This window comes from Phenylobacterium sp., assembly GCF_004799395.1.
GTDB lineage: Bacteria > Pseudomonadota > Alphaproteobacteria > Caulobacterales > Caulobacteraceae > Phenylobacterium.
This window is the reverse complement of sequence record NZ_SSMZ01000237.1, coordinates 1-19,262: the sequence shown is the minus strand read 5'-3', so window position 1 is coordinate 19,262 and position 19,262 is coordinate 1. Positions and strand designations below refer to the sequence as shown.

Sequence of the window (19,262 nt, the reverse complement as noted above, 5' to 3'; positions counted from 1 at the left end):
CGGCCGGAGAGCTTCTCACGGTCCTCGATGAAGGCCTTGGGCACAGCGTCGCCGGTCTCGCCGAACACCACCGCCACGGTGGTCTGGAAGAACAGGCGGTCGGCCCACAGATTGACGGCCCAGTCGGCGCCCCGGGCCACGGCGGGCTTGCGATGCCGCGCCTCCAGCTCCGCAAGGATCACTTGGGTGTCGCAGTAGACGTCGGCGCCGATCTGCAGCACCGGAATGCGCCGGTAGCCGCCGGTCAGCGGGATCAGGTCAGGCTTCGGCATGATCACCGGCTGGATGACCGAGCGCCAGGAGAGGCCCTTTACACCCAACATGACCCGCACCTTCTCCGAGAAGGGCGAGGCGTCATAGTGGTGCAGGATGATCTCGTCGGTCATGAGGCGAACGTCTCCGAGCCGGCGGGCGCATGACGCACTTGCGAGGCCTTGGCCGCCTGGAAGCCGGGCCGGACCTGCAATCTCGACCAGTAAGCGGCGACGGCCGGCGTGAACTCCGCGTCCAGGCCAAGCTGGGCGGCCAGCAGCAGGGCGTAGCCCACCGAGATGTCCGCGGCGGTGAAGCGCCCCGCGCACAGCCAGTCCCCGGTCTGCAATGCCCGATCCACAGCCCGCAGCCGGGCCAGGAACCACTTGGCGTAGTCGTCGGCCACCACCTCGGCCTTGCCCGGCTCGAAGCGGCGATAGCGCAGCACCAGGGTCTGCGGGAATGTCAGCGTCGCCTCCCCGAAATGTAGCCAGTTCAGCCACGCCCCATAGGCCGGGTCGTCCGCCTCGACCGCGAGCGGGCTCGGCCCGTAACGGCTGACCAGGTACTGCACGATCGCCGCGGACTCCGTCATGAAGGTCTCGCCGTCGACCAGCGCCGGGATGGTGCCCAGCGGATTGACGGCCATGTATTCCTTCGCCCGATAGCGCGGTGGGAACGGCATCACGATCAGCTCGTAGTCCAGGCCCAGTTCCTCGAGCGCCCAGAGCGGGCGGAACGAGCGCGCATCGGCGCAGTGGTAGAGCCGGATCAACGGACGCTCTTCAGCCAGGGGATCAAGAGCGCAGTGACCTCCGCCGGCCGCTCCTGCTGGGTCCAGTGGCCGCAGCCGGGCAGGACGTGCACGCCGCGCAGGTCGGTCACATGCTGGCGCATCATCGCGCCCGGGTCGGCGATGCGACCGAAACCGTTGAACGCCGGATCGCGGTCGCCGCCGATCAATAGCGTCGGCATCTCAAGCTTGCGGCCCTTGAATTGCTGCAGCCATTCGAAATCGCGTTCATGGTTCCGATAGCGGCTGATCGGCCCGAAGAAGCCCGAGCCGGTGAACTCCCCCACGTAATAGTCGAGGTCAGCCGGCGTCAGCCAGGCGGGGAAGACCTCCGGGTCGATCAGGCCTTCGAGCAGGGGCGCGCCATGCTTCTTCTCCGCGGCCATCCCAGCCGGCCTTTCTCCGCTGGCCCAGTAGTAGAACTTGCGCAGGAAGCCGCGCACGTCGGCCTCGGCCTCCGCCTCCGGCGGCCCGACCTCCTGGAACCAGGCCTGGTAGAAGAACAGGCCCTTGTCCGTGAAGGCCTCGCGGAAGATGTCGGTGAAGGGCCGGTTCGGCACGCCGGAATAGGCCACCGAGAGGCCGGCTGTCGCTTTGAACGCCTCCGGCCGGCTCAGCGACGAATTCCAGACGATAGGCGCGCCCCAGTCATGTCCGATCAGGATCGCCGGCGCCTCCGGCTGCAGCGCCTTGGCGACGCCGGCCACGTCGGCGGTCAGGTTCTCCATCGAATAGGCGGCGACCTCGCCCGGCTTGTCGGAACCACCGTAGCCGCGCACGTCCATGGCCGCGGCGGTGAAGCCGGCCGCTGCAATCGGCCCGATCTGATGGCGCCAGCTGTACCAGCTCTCCGGGAAGCCATGGACCATAAGGACCAGCGGCCCCTCGCCTTCCACGGCGACACGAATCTGCGCCTGGCCGGCGTCGACGGTCCTGAATTCGGGCATTTCGCCTCTCTCCCTGAGGCTATCATGCTCCGCGCTGGGCGCGGCGGTGGCAAGGGTGACTTGGCGGAACCGTTGACCTGACCTCCCGCCATGCGAGCATTGCCGAGGAGAATGCCGCCATGTCCGCGACCGCCGATCCAACCGCCGCCCCTGAGGGGGTGACCACCCGTCTCGACGGCCACGTCGCCATCATCACTCTGGACCGCCCGCATCGGCGCAATGCGCTCAATTACCGGGCCTACGACCAGCTTGAGACGGCCTTCCGCGCGGCGTCCACAGCCGCCGATGTGCGTTGCGTTGTGGTGACCGGAGCCGATCCGGCCTTCTGTTCCGGCGACGACGTGGGTGAGATCATGGCCGGGCCGAAGCGCGTCTCGGCCACGCCTGCTGCAGCGCCGACGGCCACGCCGGCCGCCATCGCTGCACTGGAGTGCTCAAAGCCGGTGATCGCCGCCGTGAACGGCGCCGCCGTCGGCTGGGGGATGGAGCTCGCCCTGTTCGCCGATATCCGGATCTGCTCGGACCTCGCGAAATTCGCTGAGCTTTTCGTAAAGCGGGGTCTGCCCTGTGATGTCGGCGGGTTCTATCGGTTGCCGGCCATCGTCGGGCCGGCCAAGGCGGCCGAACTGCTGTTCACCGGCGATGTCATCGATGCAGCCGAGGCCTTGCGCATCGGCCTGGTCAGCGAGGTGGTCGCCCACGCCGACCTGATGCCGCGCGCCCTGGCGCTCGCCGCCCGCATCGCCGCCAACCCGCCGCTTGCCGTCCAGCGGCTGAAGGCTGGCCTGAACCGCACGGCCTATGGCGACCCTCGCGAGATCGGCGCCTGGGCGATGGGCGCGATCCGTGAGCTGATGCAGACCGACGACCACCGCGAAGGCGTGGCGAGCTTCCTGGAAAAACGCCCGCCGGTCTTCAAGGGACGCTAGCCGATGAACGAGCTCGATTTCAGCGGCAAGGGCGTGCTGGTGGTCGGCGGGTCCAGCGGGATCGGCAACGGCGTCGCCCATGCTTTCCTCGACCGCGGCGCCGCCGTCCACGTGTGGGGCACCCGCAGGAACGCGGAGGCCTACGACGGCGTCGAGGGCTCCGACCTCAATGGCCTTGCCTACAGCCAGGTCGACGTCGGCGACCGCGCCGAGATCGACGCCGCCGCCGGTCCGCGGGCGCTGGATGTGCTGATCCTCTGCCAGGGTACGGTGGTCTATCGGCGGGGCGAGTTCGCGCCGGACGGCTGGGACCGGGTGATGGCGGTCAACCTCGACAGCCTGATGGCTTGCGCCAACAAGTTCCACGACCAGCTGGCCGCGCGAAACGGCGTGATCGTCATCGTCTCGTCCGTCTCCGGCTACACCTCCAACCGCGGCAATCCGGCCTATGCCGCCTCGAAAGCCGGCGCGGTCAGCCTGACCAAGACGCTGGGCGAGGCCTGGGCGCGGGACGGCATCCGCGTCGTCGGTCTGGCGCCTGGCCTCGTGGACACCAAGCTGACCAAGGTCACCACCGAGCATCCCGAACGCCGCGAAGGCGCGCTGCGCTCCATCCCGCTTGGCCGCATGGGCACGCCGCAGGACATGGCCGGCGCGGCGCTTTTCCTGGCGTCTCCGCTGGCGGCCTACGTGGTCGGCCAGACCCTTATCGTCGATGGAGGCTTGAGCCTGTGACCATGTCCCGATCCGTCGCCGGATCCACCGTGCTGATCACCGGCGCGGCCAGCGGCATGGGCCGCGCCACCGCCGAGGTTTTCGCCGCCGAGGGCGCTCACGTGGCTCTGACCGACATCGCCGCCGAAAGTGTCCGCGAGGTGGCCGACGACCTGGTGCACCGCGGCCTGAGCGCCGAGGCCTGGACCCTGGACGTGGCCGACGGCGTGGCCATCGAGGCCGTGGTCGCCCAGGCCGCCGCGCGTTTCGGGGGCCTCGACATCGTGGTCAACAACGCCGGCGTGGGCGGCTTCGCGGCCCTCGACGCCGAGAACTACGAGATGATCTGGGCCCGCGCGCTCGGCGTCATGCTGACGGCCCATCAGCGGATCATCCGCGCCGCCCTGCCGCATCTGCGCAAGTCGGCTGCGCCCCGCATTGTCAATATCGCCTCCACCGAAGCCCTGGGCGCGACCGCTCGTGACAGCGCCTATGCCGCCGCCAAGGCCGGCGTCGCCGGTCTGACCCGCGCCCTGGCCGTGGAACTCGGCCCGGAAGGCATCACGGTCAACTGCATTTGCCCCGGCCCGATCCTCACCGGCATGACGGAAGCCATTCCCGCGGGCGACAAGGAGACCTTCGCCCGGCGCCGCACAGCCCTTCGCCGCTACGGCCGCCCCGAGGAGGTCGCGCACATCACGCTCAGCCTTTGCCTGCCCGCCGCCTCTTACATCACCGGCGCGACCATCCCAGTGGACGGCGGGCTGATGGCCCGCAACGCCTAGCCTCGGAGACCGCGATGCCCGCCAGCCCCATCCTCGCGCCGGTGATCGCGCTCGTGCTCTGGTCCTTCGTCATGTGGGCCTGGCTCTACGCGACCCGCATCCCGGCCATCACCCGGCTGAAGATCGTCTACGACCCGCGACGCCCGTCCTCGGACTTCGAGAATGTCCTGCCGCCCGAAGTCCGCTGGAAAGCGGACAACTACAACCATCTGATGGAGCAACCGACGATCTTTTACGCCACAGCCCTGGCGCTGGCGCTGATCGGACAGGGCGGCGGCCTCAACGCCTGGCTGGCCTGGGCATATGTGGGCCTGCGGGTGATCCACAGCCTCGTACAGGCGACAAGGAACGCGATCATGGTCAGGTTCTCGATCTTCATGGTGAGCTCGGTGGTCCTGCTGGTCATGGCGATCCGCGCAGCGATGGCGGTGTTCTGAGATCGCCCCGCCAAGTCGCCGAGCCAAAAAATCAACGTTTATTAAGGCTGACGCGCCATGTTGGCCGGTGATTGCGGTCCAATGGGTCCGGAGCGATTGAATGCCGATAAGCCGCGCGACTAGCCTGTGGCGGAGTTCCGCCGACCATTTCGAGCCGGATGACGACGTCGATCCGAAGGCCCAGCGCCAGCTGCGCGGCCAGCTCGAGCAGATCGACTACGCCGCCTATGCCGCCAACAAGAAGGTGCTTGGCGGCGCTATCGGCAAGGCCGAGGTCGCACAGTTCGAGCGCCTGGCGCTCGCGACCGCGGTGGCCCGCACCCAATGGGTCGCCGCCTCGCTCGCCGTGACGGAAAAGGGTCACGCCCTCACCCGCGACCAGGTCGAACACCTGGCGCACCTGCGCACCGCCTACGAAGAACTCTCCCAGGTCTATGACGCCATGCGCCGGATGGTGGAACGCGGCTACCTCGCCTATTCGGGCCCGGCCACTCAAGAAAGCTGACGCTGCGCTGGCCGACGCCTTCCGGCTTGCCAGCCGGGCCGCGGGGGCGAACTATCCACGCATGATCAAAATCGCCGCCCTCGCGCTTTCCGCGTTGCTCGCCGCCGGCGCCGCCCAGGCCGCCGACTACCACGCCCCGAAGAACGGCTTCGGCCAGCCGGACCTGCAAGGGACCTGGACCAACGCCTCTCTGACCAGCCTGCAGCGCCCGGCGATGTTCAAGTCGCTGAGCCTGACCGACGCCGAGGCCGCGGCCCTGGAGAAACGCCGCGCCGCCGCCCGCGCCCAGCAGGACAAGCCCACCGATCCCAAGTCCGGCGCGCCGCCGGAGGGCAACGACCCGGGTGGCTACAACGCCTCCTGGACCGATCCTGGCGTCAGCCTGGGCCGCATCAACGGCCAGGTCCGCACCTCCTGGATCGTCGACCCCGCCGACGGCCAGCTGCCCTATTCCGTCTCCGGCAAGGCCGCCTACATCGAGGCGCTGCGCAAAGCGCGAAACAGCTGGGACGGGCCGGAGAACCGCCCGCTGGGCGAGCGTTGCATCCTGGGCTTCGGCTCGACGGCCGGGCCGCCGATGCTCAACGTGCTCTACAACAACAACTATCAGATCGTGCAGTCCAAGAACTCGGTGGCGATCCTGGTGGAGATGAACCACGACGTGCGCATCGTGCGGCTGATCGACAAGAACCTGGCCGACAAGAAGCACCTGCCCGACTACATGCGCCCCTGGATGGGCGACTCGATCGGCTGGTGGGAGGGCGACACCCTCGTAGTCGAAACCACCAACTTCAATCCGGGCGAGAGCCTCAGGCCCTATTTCAGCAACTCGATCCTGCTGTCGCCGAACGCCAAGGTGACCGAGCGATTCACCCGCGTCTCACCAACCCAGATCCTCTACCGCTTCGAGGTCGACGACCCGGCGACCTACGGCCAGGTCTGGAAGGCGGAAATGCCACTCAACGCCGCCAAGGGGCCGGTCTACGAATACGCCTGCCACGAAGGCAACTACGCGCTTCCAGGCATCCTGGCCGGCGCCCGCAAGGCCGATAAGGAAGGCCGCAAGATCGAGGCCGTGGACGTGAGCGGCGGTTAGTTGAGTTCGAGGCCTTTCAGACTTCCCTCGGCGCGCCAGTCTTCCAGCACCTTCACGAAGGCCACTGGCCCCGCGCCATAGGACCCATTGCGCGCGCTCATCGCCTGCACATTGCCCTCGTTGTTGTAGTAGCCGGGCGTGCACGCCTCGAGGAACTTCTGCCGCTGGATCGACAGGTCGATAATCGTCTGCACCCAGGCGTCCTCGGCCTCCTGGCTGGGTTCCGCCACCCGCACCTGGTGCTCGGAGCAGTGCTTCAGCACATAGGCGATGTGCTTGGACTGCTCGTTGATCATGTGCGGAAAGTTGGCGGTGAAGCCCGACTGGGCGTTCGAGACGATGAAGCAGTTGGGGAAGCCGCGGCTGTAGAGCCCGTGCAGGGTCGAGACCCCGTCGCCCCACTTCTGCGTCAGCGTCTGGCCTCCGCGGCCGTGGAGCTCATAGCCTGAGCGGCGGACATAGGACGTGCCGACTTCGAAGCCGGTCGCATAGACGATGCCGTCGAGTTCGTACTCGACGCCGTTGGCGACAATGCCCTTCTCGGTGATCGCCTCGACACCTTTGCCTTGGGTGTCGATCAGATGGACGTTGGGGCGGTTGAAGGTCGCCAGATATTCGTCGTGGAAGCACGGCCGCTTGCAGAACTGGTTGTAGTAGGGCTTCAGCGCCCCAGCGACGCCGGCGTCCTGGACCACGCTGTCCACCCGCGCGCGGACCTGCTCCATTTTCTTGAAATCGGCCAGCTGCATCAGCGCCGCCGGGTCATCGACGATCTCGCCAGCCTCCATCTTCCGGCGCGCAAGCAACAGGATGTTGCCGATGATGTCGGTCCAGCCGTCGTTGACTAGGTCTTCGGCCTGGAAGCCGCCCGACAGCAGGATGTTGAAATTGTCCATCCGCCGCTGTTGCCAGCCGGGTTCGAGGCTCGCCGCCCAGTCCGGATCGGTGGGGCGGTTGTTGCGCACGTCGATCGAGGATGGCGTCCGCTGGAAGACGAAGAGCTCGCCCGCGCCGGCGCCCAGGTGTGGCACGCACTGCACCGCGGTCGCGCCCGTGCCGATCACGCCGATCCGCTTGCCGGCCAGGCCGGTGAGGCCGCCGTCGGAGGTCCCGCCGGTGTACTCGTAGTCCCAGCGGCTGGTGTGGAAAGAGTGGCCCTTGTAGCTCCCGATGCCCGGGATGCCTGGCAGCTTGGGCCGGTGCAGCGGGCCGTTGGCCATCACCACGAAGCGCGCCCTCAGCGCATCGCCACGATTGGTCTCGACGATCCAGCGCGCGCCCGCGTCGTCCCAGCTCATGGCGGTGACCTCGGTCTGGAAAAGCGCGCCCTTGTAGAGGTCGAAGTGCTCGCCGATCGCCCGGCTATGAGCCAGGATCTCCGGGGCGCGGGTGTACTTCTCCTTCGGGACGTAACCGACCTCTTCCAGCAGCGGCAGGTAGATGTAGCTCTCGATATCGCAGGCCGCGCCCGGGTAGCGGTTCCAGTACCAGGTGCCCCCGAAGTCGCCGCCCTTCTCGATGATGCGGATGTCGTCGAGGCCGGCCTCGCGCAGCCGGGCGCCGGCCAGCAGTCCGCCGAAGCCGCCGCCGACCACAACCACCTCGACCTCATCGGTCCGGGCCGCGCGGGTGAAGCCCGGCGCGACGTAGGGATCCTCCAGGTATCGCGCAAATTCCCCGGCGACCTCGCGGTATTGGGCGTTGCCATCGCCGCGCAGGCGCTTGTCGCGCTCCTGGCGGTATTTTTCGCGCAGGGCGTCCGGATCGAAACCGAGGCCGAGGCCGAGGCCGAGGCCGAGGCCGAGGCCGTCGTCGGCGAGCTTGCCGTTCCCGGCGGCGTCAAGCGTGTCGGTCATGGTCGCGAATCCTCCCGGCCCCTTCACGGGACTCCTGCGCCATCAAGCTAGAGATGGTGTCAGGACAATCAAGGCGTCGGACACTCGCGTCGTACCCGTTGATCGAACCCGGCCCGCCATCGCCGACCCGCGGAAACGCGCGGAAAAGCGCCGGATTGAGAGGAAGGTTTTAACCTGCGCCGAGCATGGTGTTCCCATGGCAACGCTGCACGCCACCCGGGACGCCGCCAGCGGAAGGGCCCAAGGGCTGGGTTTTGACACCCTCCCCCTGCCCATGGCCGTGCTCGACTCGGAACTGCGCTTCCTTGAGGTCAATGCGGCTTTCGCCCAGCTGCTGGACGTGCCCGCCGCCAGCCTGACCGGCGAGCCGCTTGGCCACCGTCTGCGTTCAGCGGCCACGGACGTACCCATCGGCGAGGGCGTGCAGACCTTCGGATTCCAGTGCGCAGACGGCGCTCGCTGGTTGCGCCTGGACCTGCAGGAAGAGCCCGGCGGTCAGATCCTCGCCATGTTGGTCGACGTCACCGGCGAGCGCAGCGTGCTGGAGCGCATGAAAGCCGACTTCGCGGCCCGCGGCCGGCTGATGCACGACGCGGAGGTCGGCATCTGGCGTTATGACCCCGAGGCCGGGCTCTATCACTTCCCGAGTGAGCTCGCCCTTGGCCATGGCGGCAACCAGGAACCGGTCCCGGTCGCCGCCCTGCAGCTCATCCAGCACGAAGACGACCGGCCCATCGACGACGCGATCCGCGAGCGGCTGACCCACGAGGAAGGCGCCGCTGAAGCCGACATGCGCTACCGGACCGGCGACGGCGGATGGCGCGTGCTGCGCGTGCTCTACCGCTCCGGGCGCAGGCTGAAGTCCGGCCGTTACGAGATGTATGGCCTCAGCCAGAACGTCACCGACCTGGCGCAGGCCCGCGACGACGCCAACGCCAGCGCCGGCCGATTGAAACTGGCGCTCGCCGCCGCGCGCGCCGGCGTGTTCGGCTATGACTACGCCAAGAGCGAATACTGGTCGTCGCAGGAATTCCGCGACCTGATGGGACAGAACACGCTCGACGCCGCCCGCGCCGCCACGGATCCCAGGGCCATCTTCCATCCGGATGACCGCGTCACCATGCGCAGCATGGGCCAGGCCAGCATCGAGGCCGGGCAGCCGGTGTCCTGCGAGGCGCGGGTCATGCGGCCCGAGGGCGCGCTCTGGGTGCGTGTCTACTGGCAGACGGAATGCGACGCCACCGGCGCGCCCACGCGCGGCGTCGGCCTGCTGCTGGATATCGACGATCAGAAGCGCCAGGAGCTGGCGCTGACCGAAGCCCGCCTGCTGGCGGAATCGGCCACTGCCTCCAAATCGAGCTTCCTGGCCTCGGTCAGCCACGAGATCCGCACCCCGATGAACGGCATCGTCGGCGTCCTCAACCTCCTGAAGCGCGAGGGCCTCAGCCGCGAGGGCCGCGACTTGCTGGGCGAGGCGCTCGCCTGCAGCGACATGCTGGCCCAGTTGATCGACGACGTGCTCGACTTCTCCAAGATGGAGGCCGGCAAGCTGGACGTGACGCCGGCGCCCACCGATCCGGCGGCGGTCATGACCAGCGTCGTGGCCCTGTTGCACCCGCAGGCCGACAGCAAGAACCTATACCTGCGCGCCAGCGCCGAGCCTCAGGGCTGGGACGGCGGAGGCTGGGCGATGGTCGACCCCATCCGACTGCGCCAGTGCCTGTTCAACATCATCGGCAATGCGGTGAAGTTCACCGAGACCGGCGGCGTCGAGGTGCGCATGAGCGTCAACGGCTCAGGCGCGGCGCGCAAGCTTCGGGTCGAGGTGCAGGACACCGGCGTCGGCGTGCCCGACCATGCCAAGGACGCCCTCTTCGACCGCTTCCAGCAGGCCCACACCGGCCCCGACCGCAAGTTCGGCGGCACGGGCCTGGGCCTGGCCATCTCGCGCAACCTGGCGCGGATGATGGGCGGCGACATGGGCTTCGAGAGCGCCGAGGGCCTGGGCTCTGTCTTCTGGTTCGAGATCGACGCCCCGCCCGCCGAGGCGCCTGCCCACGCGCCAAAGGTCGACGCGGGCGATGCTCCGCTCGCCGGACTGAGAGTGCTGGTCGTCGACGACAACCGCACCAATCGCCTCGTAGGCCTGAAATCCCTTGAAGCCTTAGGCGCCGAGGCCGAGACCGCCGACAGCGGCGAGGCGGCGATCGCGGCGGCGGCCCGCGGCGGCTATGACCTCATCCTGATGGATGTGAACATGCCCGTCATGGACGGCATGGAGGCCACGCGCCGTATCCGCGCCCTGGGCTCGCCGGAAGCCGACGTCCCCATCGTCGCCCTGACCGCCGACGTCATGACCCACCATCAGGCGGCCTATCACGACGCCGGCATGAACGGCTTCGTGCCCAAGCCCTTCTCGCCCGGCCAGTTGCTGGGCGAGATCCTGCGGATCGCCGGCTAGACCTACTTGCCGTCCGGCGAGAAGGCCAAGAGCACGTTCACTGGATTGCCGCCGGTGTTGGCCGCGCCGGAAAAGCCGCTCATCGTATAGACCATGCCGCCGGCGATCGCCGGGCCCATGCCGTCGATGCTGCCGCCCGGCTGGCCTTTGACTTGATTGACCGTGTCGTAGGTCTGGGCCGTCGTCGAGAACGCCCAGATGATCTTGCCGGTGGCCGGATCGTAGGCCCGGAACCAGCCATCCATCGTCCCGGAGAACACCGCGCCCGGCATGGCCGACGGCGCGGCGGACTGGGCGCGGATGCAGGCGCCTTTGGAATAGTCGCGGCTTCGGTCGCCGGCGTAATGGCAGTCCGCCTTGGGGGCCGGCGTCGACCAGAGGAACTTGCCGTTGGCCGGATTGAGCGCATAGAGCCCCGGCTTCGGCGGCCCCAGCTTGTCGTCCGTGACCGGCGCCAGGCCCGGCACCTCGCCGAACAAGTTGATCACGTCGGAGATCGCCACGAAGAGCCGCTTGTCGTCGGCGGCCATGCCCCATTCGATTCCGCCAAGCGCCGAGCCGGAGCCCACCGCCGTCTTCCAGACCAGCTTGCCGGTGTCCGGATCCATGCCGTAGGCGATCCCGGACTTCTGGCCGGAAAGCACGATCTGCTTGCCGCCGGGAAGCGTGAACAGGATGGGCGAGGCGCCGAAGTCATAGTCCGGGCCCACCGGCGTCGGGCAGTTGGGCAGGTTCGAATGGTTCTCGCAGCCCATGATGAAGTTGTCTTTTTCGGTGACCTGGGTCGACCAGCGGATTTTGCCGGTCTTGGTCTCGATGGCGACGATCGCGTCATCGCCCTTGGTCGGCTCATCGGTGTAGCTGTCGCCGGTCGCCACGTAGACGAGGCCGCGTTTGGCGTCGACGGTCGGCGCCGACCAGATCGCGGCGCCCGCTGGTCCCTGCATCATCACGCCCGCCGAATTCTTGTGGGTCGGATGCAGCGGCTCGGTGATGACGAAGGTCTTCCACTGGGTCTTGCCGGTGGCGAGGTCGAGGCCGACCAGCGACCCCCGGAAGCTGCAGCAGGCGTAGGTCAACTGCCGCGCCGCCGGCTCCTCGCCGGAGGTCAGAGGCACGAAAAGCTGGTCGCCGGAGACGACCGGCGTACCGGTGATCCCGGCCACCGGGTTCGTCTCAAGCTGGGCCGAGCGCCAGATCTCCTTGCCGGTCTGCGCGTCGATGGCCCGCACCACGCGCGTGCGCTCTCCCACGAAGGTCGCCCAGCCGCTCGGCGAAATGACGCTTTTCACGACCATCGGCGTGGTGCGCGACGAGACGCCCTCGACCACCCAGTGAACACAGCCGGTCTTGGCGTCGAGGGCATAGAACTTGCCCGAACGGTTGGTGATGAACAGCCAGTCGCCGACCACCGTTGGCATGGAGCCGCCGGCCATGGCGAAGGCCCACTTCACCTTCAGTCTCGGCACGTCAGCCGCCTTCAGGCCCGGATTGGCCTGGAAGCGGCTCGATCGGGCGTCGAGGCCGACGCTGGCCCAGTCGCTGGCCGTCGTATGGATTGGCGGGTTGGTGGCGCACATCACGTCGACGCCACGGTTGGCGGCGGGAATGGCGCGTGCGCCGCCCGGCTGCGGATGGGCTTCGGTTGGGAGCTGCGCCGTTGTGAGGAAGGCTGCGACCGCGGCCTTGTCGGCGTCCGACAGGCCCTGGGCCATCGGCGTCATCACACCGCCGCTCAGCGCCTGAAGTACCTGCGCCGGCTGATAGGTCGACAACGTCGTGCGGTTTGGGGCCCGGTCGATGGCCGGCTCGTGACAGGACTTGCAGCGGGCGTTGAACACCGCCTCGCCCGTCGCCGTCGCCTGGGCGTTCGCCGCCAGCGGCGCGGCGAGCAGCGCCGCCCCAACTGCGGCGACCGCCGCCACGATCCAAGCTTTCATTCCGTCGCTCCCCAAACCGGTTTTTCCAAGCCTAGACGCCGCCGGGGGTCGATAACAAGCAACCCTTCAGCGGCGTTCAGCTCCCCTTCAGCCAACGCCGCGCCTTAGTGAGGCCGGGATTTCGTGGTTCCGTAACCCTGGGCCGATAGGCTCCCTCGATCGCTGGAAGTGTCAGGCATGCGCCCGAACCGACCCAGACAAGCGCTGTTGGCCGCCACCGCGGCCTTGTTCGCCACGAGCGTCCACGCCGAAGCCAGCCTCAGCGTGCACGATCTGGCGCTGCTCAATCGCGTCAGCTGGGGCGAGTCGGCGACCAGCGCCGATGATCTGCAAAAGATGGGCGCGCGCGCCTGGCTGGAACGCCAGCTACGCCCCCGGGCCGAAGACCGTCTTCCCCCCGAGGCGCAGGCGCAGATCGACGCCCTGTCGATCAGCAAGACGCCCATGACCGATCTGGTCGTGCAGCTGAACGCCCAGAGCCAGGCGGCCAACAAGCTGACCGACCCCGACCAGAAGAAGCTGGCCCAGCAGGCCTATCAGCAGGGAATGACCGACCTCGGCAAACAGGCCGCGGCGCGGGAGTTGCTTCGCGACCTCTATTCGCCAGACCAGCTGCAGGAGCAGATGACCTGGTTCTGGCTGAACCACTTCAACGTCCACATGTACAAGCGCGACGTCCGCGCCATGATCGGCGACTACGAGGATCAGGCGATCCGGCCGCGCGCGCTGGGCAAATTCCGCGACCTCCTCGAGGCCACGCTCAAACACCCGGCCATGCAGCGGTATCTGGACAACGACCAGAACGCCAACGGCCACATCAACGAGAACTACGCCCGCGAGATCATGGAGCTGCACACCCTGGGTGTCGGCTCCGGCTACAGCCAGAAGGACGTGCAGGAACTGGCGCGGATCCTCACCGGCGTGGGCGTCGACCTGAACCCCGATCCGCCGAAGCTGAAGGCCGCCTACCAGCCGCTGCTCGTCCGCTCTGGCCTCTTCGAGTTCAATCCGAACCGTCACGACTTCGGCGACAAGGTCTTCCTTGGCCACACGATCAAAGGCTCCGGCTTTGGCGAGGTGGAACAGGCGCTGGACATACTGGCTCGCGAACCGGCCACCGCCCATCACGTCTCGGCGCAGATGGCCGCTTACTTCATGGGCGACGACCCGCCGCCGGCTGTCGTCGAGCGGATGGCCAAGGCCTTCCAGCGATCCGACGGTGACATCGCCGCGACGCTCCGCGTGCTGTTCGCCAGCCGCGAATTCGAAGCCTCGCTCGGCAAGGCCTTCAAGGACCCCATGCACTACGCGGTCTCCGCCGTGCGGCTGGCCTACGACGACCGGGTGATCCTCAACACCACGCCGATGCAGAACTGGCTGAATCGGATGACCGAGGGCCTTTACAACCACGAGACACCGGACGGCTATTCCATGGCCGCGGCGTCGTGGGACGGGCCCGGCCAGCTGGCGGTGCGCTTTGAGATCGCCCGGCAGATCGGCTCCGGCTCGGCCGGCCTCTTCAAACTCGACCAGCCGCAGGCCAAGGATCAACCGGCCTTCCCGCAGCTGCAGAACGCCCTCTACTACAAGGCCGGCATTGACCAGACCCTGGCCGCGCCCACCAAGTCAGCCCTCGGCCAGGCGGGATCGCCGCAGGACTGGAACACGTTGTTCCTGTCGTCTCCGGAGTTCATGCGCCGATGACCTTTCACCGCCGCCACCTTCTGACCCTGGCCGCCGGCGCGGCGCCCGCTCTGGTGGCGGGCCGTGTCTGGGCCGCGCCGCAGACCTCGACCCGCCTGCTGGTGGTCTTCCTGCGCGGCGCCTATGACGCCGCCAATGTGGTGATCCCCACGAGCAGTGACTTCTACTACCAGGCTCGCCCGACCCTTCACATCGCCAAGCCCGATCCGGCCAACCCCGACGCCGCGTTGCCGCTGGACGCCGACTGGAGCCTGCACCCAGCGCTGAAAGACACCATCTATCCGCTCTGGAGAGCCGGCCAGGTGGCCTTCGTTCCCTTCGCCGGCGCTGGCGATGACCTGTCGCGCAGCCACTTCGAGACGCAGGACACCATCGAGCTTGGCCAGGCGGTTCAGGGATCGCGCAACTACGGCTCCGGCTTCATGAGCCGGCTTTCGACGACGCTCAGCGGCGCCGAGCCCATCGCCTTCACCGACCAACTTCCCCTCACCTTCCGGGGCGGCAAGCCGATCCCCAACGTCGGTGTCGGCGGTGTGGGCAAGCCCGGCGTCGACGACCACCTGGCGGGCCTGATCCAGCAGATGTACCAAGGCCAGCCGCTCGGCCCCTCGGTCGCCGAGGGCTTCCAGGTCCGCAACCAAGTCTACCAGTCGATCTCCCAGGAGATGGTCGCTGCAAATCGCGGCGCGGTCTCGCCCAAGGGCTTCGAACTGTCGGCCCGGCGGATTGGCCGGCTGATGAAGGCGAACTACAACCTGGGCTTCGTCGACATCGGCGGCTGGGACACCCACGTGAACGAGGGCGCGGCGCAGGGCTATCTGGCCGGCCGGCTCGGCGAACTGGGCCGCGGCCTCGCGGGCTTCGCCGACGAGATTGGCCCCGACGCCTGGAAGGACACCGTCGTCGTCGTGGTGTCCGAGTTCGGGCGCACCTTCCGCGAGAATGGCGACCGCGGCACCGACCACGGCCACGGCAGCGTCTATTGGGTCATGGGCGGCGGCGTGAAGGGCGGACGGCTGGCCGGCGAGCAGGTCCAGGTGGTCGAGACCACCCTCAACCAGAACCGCGACTACGCCGTCCTCACCGACTACCGGTCCCTGATCGGGGGCTTGTTCGGGCGCATCTACGGCCTCAATCAAAGCCAGCTCGGCCAGGTGTTCCCGGGCGCGGCGCCCAAGGACCTGCAGCTGGTCTAGGCCACCGGCGCCCTTTGGCTGATCGACTTCAGGGCGGCCAAACCCTCGTCAAACTGCGGGCCGACCATCTTGTCCATCGGGAAGACCATGTGCATCAGCCGGGTCACGAAGGTTGTCGGCCCGTACATCGCCCAGGTGACCTTGGTCCCCGATCCCTGGGGCTCGAAGACGAACTCGGCAGTGTTGTGGGCGGTGAATGGCTTGGTGAAGTCGAGCTGGATCACGATCTTGGAGGGCGCGTCGGCTTGCAGGATCTCCACGCTGCCGGAGCCCGATTTCTTGCCCACCCAGGCATAACCCGCGCCCACGCCGCTCTTCGGACCGGAGAAGGTCTTGGCGATCTCGGCGTCCATCTTCTCGAACGGCGACCAGGCGGCCCAGGCATGGAAGTCGTTGATGTAGGGGAAGATCGCCGCCGCCGGGGCGTCGATCATCGTCGAACGTTCGACGCGGAAGGTCTCGGCCATGATCTTTGTCTCCTCTTCCAGACATGCGTCTGGAGGACGCCACAGCATCGGCCCTGCCGACACGACCGGCAAATTTCAGTCGCCAGGCTTCCCTTGAGGTCAAGCCGGCTTGCGTCGAAGCGCCGCCAGACCAATAGTTTGCGCCGCGCCGCGGGACCCGGCGTATTGGGGACATTCATGATCGGATCTGCAAAGCCCGCCGCCCTGGCGGCCACCCTCATGCTCGCGGCCGCCGCGCACGGCGCCGGAGCGGCCGACTATACGCTTGAGCCCACGCCCTCGACCGTGGCCTGGGGCCACTACGACGGGACGGACAGGCCCGCGCTGACGATCAAGTCGGGCGACGTGGTTGCGGTCCACACCCTGCTGACCAACAATCCCACGGGCCTCAAGGCCAACGGCGTCCCGGACGACCAGATCGAGCCCGCCCTGCGCGACGTCTACGAGCACGTGCCCGCCTCGGCGCGCGGTCCGGGCGGCCACGTGCTTACCGGCCCCATTGCGATCGAAGGCGCGGAGCCCGGCGACACGCTGGAGATCCGCATACAGAAGATCGATCTGGCGGTCCCCTACGCCTACAACGGCTTCGGCCCCGCGAACGGTCTACTGCGGGACGATTTCCCCTACCGCCGCACCAAGATCATCCCGCTCGACCGGGAGAAAATGGTCGCCCGCTTCGGCCCCGGCATCGTCATTCCGCTGCATCCCTTCTTCGGCAGCATGGGCGTGGCCCCTCCGCTGGAGATGGGCCGCTGGGATTCCACGCCGCCGACGGTGATCGGCGGCAACATGGACAACAAGGAACTGGTGGCCGGGACGACGCTCTTCCTGCCAGTCTTCGTGAAGGGCGCCTTCTTCAACGTTGGCGACGGCCATGCGGGCCAGGGCAACGGCGAGGTCGACGTCACCGCCATGGAGACGTCCCTGGTCGGGACCTTCCAATTCATCCTGCACAAGGGCGAGCGCCTGCCCTACCCGCGCGCCGAAAGTCCGACCCACTTCATCGCCATGGGCTTCGACGACGATATCGCCGTCGCCACCCAGAAGGCGGTGCGCAACATGGTGGAGTTCCTGGTCACCCACAAAGGCTTGACCCGCGACGACGCCTACATGCTGGTCAGCGTCGCCGGCGACGTCGACATCACCGAGCTGGTCGACCGCAACAAGGGCGTTCACGTCATGATGCCCAAGGCCATCTTCGCCAAATAGCGGCTTGCCAGGGGCGCCCGGCGAGCGTCCCATTCCGCCACGAGCGACGGCGCAGGCAAACTGCGCCGGCACGCCGCCGGAGGAGTTTGCACGATGGACGGATCCGTCGACCTGAAGCGCGAGGCCCAGGCCCGCGCCTACGCCGAGCCCCTGGAGACGCTGAACCCGGCCCAGCCGGAGCTCTTCGCCACCGACGCCATGTGGCCCTATTTCGACCGGCTGCGCGCTGAAGCGCCGGTGCACTATACGCCCGACAGCGACTACGGGCCCTTCTGGTCGGTGACGCGCTACAACGACATCATGGCCGTCGACACCAACCATCAGGTGTTCTCCTCGGCCGACGGCATCACCCTGCAGAGCCTGGAATCCAAGGCCGAGATGGCCAAGCGCCCGACGCGCTCCAGCTTCATCTCCATGGATCCGCCCAAGCACGACGTGCAGCGGCGTACGGTGAGCCCGGTCGTCGCGCCCTCGAATCTGCAGAACATGGCCCCGACCATCCGCGACCGGGCCGGCGTGATCCTCGATGCGCTGCCGATCGGCGAAACCTTCGACTGGGTGGACCTGGTCTCGAAGGAGCTGACGGCCATGACCCTGGCCACCCTCTTCGACTTCCCCTTCGAGGAGCGGCGCAAGCTCACCTACTGGTCCGACATGATGACCAATGCGCCGGGCTTCGGGCCGGTGAAGAGCTGGGACCACAAGCGCGAGGAGTTGGACGTCTGTTTCTCGTCCTTCCGCGAACTGTGGAACGAGCGCATCGCGGTCCCGCCGAAGTTCGACCTGATCTCAATGCTGGCCCATGGTGAGGCCACACGCGACATGGACGTCCACGAGTTCAACGGCAACCTGGGCCTGCTGATCATCGGTGGCAACGACACGACGCGGAACACCATTTCCGGATCGGTCTATGCCCTGAACAAGCACCCGGAGCAGTACGACAAGCTGCGCGCCGATCCGTCGCTGATCCCGTCCATGGTCTCGGAGACCATCCGCTGGCAGACCCCGCTGGCGCACATGCGGCGCACCGCCACCCAGGACTTCGAGCTCGGGGGTAAGACGATCCGCGAGGGCGACCTGGTGGCCATGTGGTACGTCTCGGGCAACCGCGACGACAGCGTCATCGTCGATCCCAACGCCTACATCATCGACCGTGAGCGGCCGCGCACTCACCTGTCGTTCGGCTTCGGCATCCACCGCTGCGTCGGCAACCGGCTGGCCGAGCTGCAGCTGACCATCATCTGGGAAGAGATCCTGCGCCGGTTCCCGGAGATCGAGCTTGTCGAGGAGCCGCAGCGCACCCATTCGGTGTTCGTGAAGGGCTACGAGACCCTGCCGGTGCGCATCCCGCGGCGAGCCTGAAGCTTTGGGCCTAGCGGGGCGCCGGAACCGCCTCGAACTTGAAGGCCAGGTAGCGGAAGGTCCCGCCCTTGGGCGTCACCTGATGCGGCGCGCCGGCCGGGATCCACAGGATGTCGCCGGGCGCGAGCTGGTAGTCGTGGCCCCCGGTGATCGTCCCGCCGCGGAACTCGCCGGGCGCGGTTTCGTGGTTGCCTGCGACGGACCCGCCGACGCGAACGGTCGCGTGACCCGCCTGGACGACGAACTGGTCGTTCAGGTGAGTGTGAAGTTCCACCTGACCCGGCACATCGCGGCGCGCGGCCAGCAGGGTCGTGCCAGCGCCGGTCGGCGCGTTGACGGTAGCCAGACCATCCTTCGGATGGGCGGTGAGCGCCTTGATCTGAGCGGCGGAGGCGTAGACGCCCTGGCCGGCGGGCTGCGCCGTGGCGGCGCCGGCCAGGAGGGATGTGGCAAGGATGAGGGCTCGGATCATGGGACGCTCCGGATGATGTCGTCCCGAGCATAGTCGAGACGTAAGCGTCCGGTCATAACCCGCTCGACGTTTCGGGCCGATAGGTCAGCGCCACCAGCCGCCGCTTCTCCTCAGGGCTCCAGCGACGTCGACACTTC

18 protein-coding genes are annotated in these 19,262 nt (G+C 67.7%); 11 read left to right on the top strand and 7 right to left on the bottom strand.

Going from position 1 to position 19,262, the window contains the following annotated elements:
* The 3 genes from E8A12_RS15010 to E8A12_RS15000 all read right to left on the bottom strand — a co-directional run.
* Nucleotides 1-386, bottom strand: a 386-nt coding sequence (locus E8A12_RS15010) for a glutathione S-transferase N-terminal domain-containing protein (RefSeq protein WP_293370212.1), incomplete at its 3' end; no start/stop codon positions are given.
* Nucleotides 383-1,027, bottom strand: coding sequence for a glutathione S-transferase family protein (locus E8A12_RS15005; RefSeq protein WP_293370210.1), 645 nt, complete (start codon nucleotides 1,025-1,027; stop codon nucleotides 383-385). The genes E8A12_RS15010 and E8A12_RS15005, both read right to left, overlap by 4 nt.
* Nucleotides 1,024-1,992: an alpha/beta hydrolase gene (locus E8A12_RS15000; protein WP_293370208.1), complete on the bottom strand. Its 969-nt coding sequence runs from the start codon at nucleotides 1,990-1,992 to the stop codon at nucleotides 1,024-1,026. Before E8A12_RS15000 ends, E8A12_RS15005 begins: the two co-directional genes overlap by 4 nt.
* A 119-nt stretch (nucleotides 1,993-2,111) precedes the next feature.
* Between E8A12_RS15000 and E8A12_RS14995 the strand changes: the two genes are divergently transcribed.
* From E8A12_RS14995 to E8A12_RS14970, 6 genes are all read left to right on the top strand, one after another.
* Entirely contained in the window at nucleotides 2,112-2,921 is an 810-nt protein-coding gene (locus E8A12_RS14995; protein ID WP_293370206.1) for an enoyl-CoA hydratase-related protein, read from the top strand.
* Between the two features lie 3 nt (nucleotides 2,922-2,924).
* Nucleotides 2,925-3,656, top strand: a complete 732-nt coding sequence (locus E8A12_RS14990; RefSeq protein WP_293370204.1) for an SDR family NAD(P)-dependent oxidoreductase — start codon at nucleotides 2,925-2,927, stop codon at nucleotides 3,654-3,656.
* 2 nt (nucleotides 3,657-3,658) lie between these two features.
* The gene (locus E8A12_RS14985) at nucleotides 3,659-4,420 is read left to right on the top strand and encodes an SDR family oxidoreductase (RefSeq protein ID WP_293370202.1); all 762 of its coding nucleotides are present in this window, start codon (nucleotides 3,659-3,661) and stop codon (nucleotides 4,418-4,420) included.
* A gap of 14 nt (nucleotides 4,421-4,434) precedes the next feature.
* Nucleotides 4,435-4,857, top strand: coding sequence for an MAPEG family protein (locus E8A12_RS14980; protein WP_293370200.1), 423 nt, complete (start codon nucleotides 4,435-4,437; stop codon nucleotides 4,855-4,857).
* A gap of 100 nt (nucleotides 4,858-4,957) precedes the next feature.
* On the top strand, nucleotides 4,958-5,362 hold the full coding sequence (locus E8A12_RS14975) for a hypothetical protein (RefSeq protein WP_293370198.1): 405 nt from the start codon (nucleotides 4,958-4,960) through the stop codon (nucleotides 5,360-5,362).
* Nucleotides 5,363-5,423: 61 nt separating this feature from the next.
* Nucleotides 5,424-6,458, top strand: coding sequence for a hypothetical protein (locus E8A12_RS14970; RefSeq protein WP_293370196.1), 1,035 nt, complete (start codon nucleotides 5,424-5,426; stop codon nucleotides 6,456-6,458).
* On the opposite strand, the gene E8A12_RS14965 is transcribed toward E8A12_RS14970, so the two are convergent.
* On the bottom strand, nucleotides 6,455-8,314 hold the full coding sequence (locus tag E8A12_RS14965) for an NAD(P)/FAD-dependent oxidoreductase (RefSeq protein WP_293370194.1): 1,860 nt from the start codon (nucleotides 8,312-8,314) through the stop codon (nucleotides 6,455-6,457). The two genes, E8A12_RS14970 and E8A12_RS14965, sit on opposite strands and share 4 nt — an antisense overlap.
* A gap of 196 nt (nucleotides 8,315-8,510) precedes the next feature.
* Between E8A12_RS14965 and E8A12_RS14960 the strand changes: the two genes are divergently transcribed.
* Nucleotides 8,511-10,775: an ATP-binding protein gene (locus E8A12_RS14960; RefSeq protein ID WP_293370192.1), complete on the top strand. Its 2,265-nt coding sequence runs from the start codon at nucleotides 8,511-8,513 to the stop codon at nucleotides 10,773-10,775.
* A gap of 2 nt (nucleotides 10,776-10,777) precedes the next feature.
* Here E8A12_RS14960 and E8A12_RS14955 read toward each other — a convergent pair whose 3' ends face one another.
* Nucleotides 10,778-12,715, bottom strand: coding sequence for a PQQ-binding-like beta-propeller repeat protein (locus E8A12_RS14955; protein ID WP_293370190.1), 1,938 nt, complete (start codon nucleotides 12,713-12,715; stop codon nucleotides 10,778-10,780).
* Nucleotides 12,716-12,922: 207 nt separating this feature from the next.
* Here E8A12_RS14955 and E8A12_RS14950 point away from each other — a divergent pair, with 207 nt between their 5' ends.
* Together E8A12_RS14950 and E8A12_RS14945 are read left to right on the top strand one after the other, a co-directional pair.
* Complete coding sequence (locus E8A12_RS14950) at nucleotides 12,923-14,419, top strand: DUF1800 domain-containing protein (RefSeq protein WP_293370188.1); 1,497 nt, start codon at nucleotides 12,923-12,925, stop codon at nucleotides 14,417-14,419.
* Nucleotides 14,416-15,615, top strand: coding sequence for a DUF1501 domain-containing protein (locus tag E8A12_RS14945; protein WP_293370186.1), 1,200 nt, complete (start codon nucleotides 14,416-14,418; stop codon nucleotides 15,613-15,615). Before E8A12_RS14950 ends, E8A12_RS14945 begins: the two co-directional genes overlap by 4 nt.
* Here the strand turns inward: E8A12_RS14945 and E8A12_RS14940 are convergent.
* Entirely contained in the window at nucleotides 15,612-16,082 is a 471-nt protein-coding gene (locus E8A12_RS14940; protein WP_293370184.1) for an SRPBCC family protein, read from the bottom strand. The genes E8A12_RS14945 and E8A12_RS14940 overlap by 4 nt on opposite strands.
* 177 nt (nucleotides 16,083-16,259) lie before the next feature.
* Between E8A12_RS14940 and E8A12_RS14935 the strand changes: the two genes are divergently transcribed.
* Both E8A12_RS14935 and E8A12_RS14930 read left to right on the top strand, forming a co-directional pair.
* Entirely contained in the window at nucleotides 16,260-17,291 is a 1,032-nt protein-coding gene (locus E8A12_RS14935) for an acetamidase/formamidase family protein (protein ID WP_293370182.1), read from the top strand.
* Between the two features lie 93 nt (nucleotides 17,292-17,384).
* Nucleotides 17,385-18,653: a cytochrome P450 gene (locus E8A12_RS14930; protein WP_293370180.1), complete on the top strand. Its 1,269-nt coding sequence runs from the start codon at nucleotides 17,385-17,387 to the stop codon at nucleotides 18,651-18,653.
* A 10-nt stretch (nucleotides 18,654-18,663) separates the two neighbouring features.
* Here E8A12_RS14930 and E8A12_RS14925 read toward each other — a convergent pair whose 3' ends face one another.
* The gene (locus E8A12_RS14925; protein ID WP_293370178.1) at nucleotides 18,664-19,125 is read right to left on the bottom strand and encodes an AraC family ligand binding domain-containing protein; all 462 of its coding nucleotides are present in this window, start codon (nucleotides 19,123-19,125) and stop codon (nucleotides 18,664-18,666) included.
* Between the last annotated feature and the right edge of the window lie 137 nt (nucleotides 19,126-19,262).

What these genes read in the sequence shown, in the direction of transcription:
- E8A12_RS15000 (WP_293370208.1), bottom strand. Translation starts at nt 1,992, where the DNA reads ATGCCCGAATTCAGGACCGTCGACGCCGGCCAGGCGCAGATTCGTGTC.
- E8A12_RS14995 (WP_293370206.1), top strand. Translation starts at nt 2,112, where the DNA reads ATGTCCGCGACCGCCGATCCAACCGCCGCCCCTGAGGGGGTGACCACC.
- E8A12_RS14990 (WP_293370204.1), top strand. Translation starts at nt 2,925, where the DNA reads ATGAACGAGCTCGATTTCAGCGGCAAGGGCGTGCTGGTGGTCGGCGGG.
- E8A12_RS14985 (WP_293370202.1), top strand. Translation starts at nt 3,659, where the DNA reads ATGTCCCGATCCGTCGCCGGATCCACCGTGCTGATCACCGGCGCGGCC.
- E8A12_RS14980 (WP_293370200.1), top strand. Translation starts at nt 4,435, where the DNA reads ATGCCCGCCAGCCCCATCCTCGCGCCGGTGATCGCGCTCGTGCTCTGG.
- E8A12_RS14975 (WP_293370198.1), top strand. Translation starts at nt 4,958, where the DNA reads ATGCCGATAAGCCGCGCGACTAGCCTGTGGCGGAGTTCCGCCGACCAT.
- E8A12_RS14970 (WP_293370196.1), top strand. Translation starts at nt 5,424, where the DNA reads ATGATCAAAATCGCCGCCCTCGCGCTTTCCGCGTTGCTCGCCGCCGGC.
- E8A12_RS14965 (WP_293370194.1), bottom strand. Translation starts at nt 8,314, where the DNA reads ATGACCGACACGCTTGACGCCGCCGGGAACGGCAAGCTCGCCGACGAC.
- E8A12_RS14960 (WP_293370192.1), top strand. Translation starts at nt 8,511, where the DNA reads ATGGCAACGCTGCACGCCACCCGGGACGCCGCCAGCGGAAGGGCCCAA.
- E8A12_RS14955 (WP_293370190.1), bottom strand. Translation starts at nt 12,715, where the DNA reads ATGAAAGCTTGGATCGTGGCGGCGGTCGCCGCAGTTGGGGCGGCGCTG.
- E8A12_RS14945 (WP_293370186.1), top strand. Translation starts at nt 14,416, where the DNA reads ATGACCTTTCACCGCCGCCACCTTCTGACCCTGGCCGCCGGCGCGGCG.
- E8A12_RS14940 (WP_293370184.1), bottom strand. Translation starts at nt 16,082, where the DNA reads ATGGCCGAGACCTTCCGCGTCGAACGTTCGACGATGATCGACGCCCCG.
- E8A12_RS14935 (WP_293370182.1), top strand. Translation starts at nt 16,260, where the DNA reads ATGATCGGATCTGCAAAGCCCGCCGCCCTGGCGGCCACCCTCATGCTC.
- E8A12_RS14930 (WP_293370180.1), top strand. Translation starts at nt 17,385, where the DNA reads ATGGACGGATCCGTCGACCTGAAGCGCGAGGCCCAGGCCCGCGCCTAC.
- E8A12_RS14925 (WP_293370178.1), bottom strand. Translation starts at nt 19,125, where the DNA reads ATGATCCGAGCCCTCATCCTTGCCACATCCCTCCTGGCCGGCGCCGCC.